This is a genomic window from Vibrio sp. OPT46, assembly GCF_015163535.1.
GTDB lineage: Bacteria > Pseudomonadota > Gammaproteobacteria > Enterobacterales > Vibrionaceae > Vibrio > Vibrio alginolyticus.
On record NZ_JADDYG010000608.1, the window covers coordinates 1 to 680 of the forward strand.

Genomic DNA, 680 nt, shown 5'->3' on the forward strand with positions numbered 1-680 from the left:
ATCAGCGCATCAGTATCGGATGGTGTTAATCCAACGGTTAGCGACAGTGATAGTTTGATTGTGAATCGCGTTAACGATGCACCAACAGTCGATAATGTGATTTCAGATCAAGTGTTAGCAGAAGATTTTACGATCTACACGATTGATTTAAACGACGCATTTAAAGACAGCGACTCCGCACTGAACTTCTCAGTGTCCGGCAACAGCAACGTGTTGGTGTCGATTGAAAATGGCATTGCGACCATTAGCCCAACGGCAGACTGGAACGGCTCAGAAGCGTTGACGTTTACTGCCACCGATCCAAGCGGTGAAAGCGTCAGCCAAACGGTGAACTTCACAGTTGCGCCTGTGGCAGACATCGTGGCAGATAAAGCAACGGTCGTGGAAGACACGCCAACCATCATCAAGGTCTTAGGTAACGACACGTTCGAAGGCGACGATAAAGTGGTGTCGCTGGATACCAATAACGGTCCAGCGAACGGCACGGTCTCGGTCAACCCGGATGGCAGCGTCACTTATACACCAAACGACAACTACCAGGGTACAGACAGCTTTACCTACATCGTTACCTCCGGTGGCGTCAGTGAATCCACCACGGTGAACGTCGATGTCACACCAGTGAATGACGCGCCAGTGGCGACCAATGACAACGCCGTTACTGACGAAGACACGCCAGTGAC

Annotated in this window: 1 protein-coding gene; it reads left to right on the forward strand. The window is 50.9% G+C overall.

Annotated features, from left to right (window positions below; all coding sequences use genetic code 11):
- Positions 1-680: cadherin-like domain-containing protein (locus IQR33_RS34135; protein ID WP_228014090.1), on the forward strand; the 680-nt coding region annotated here is incomplete at both ends.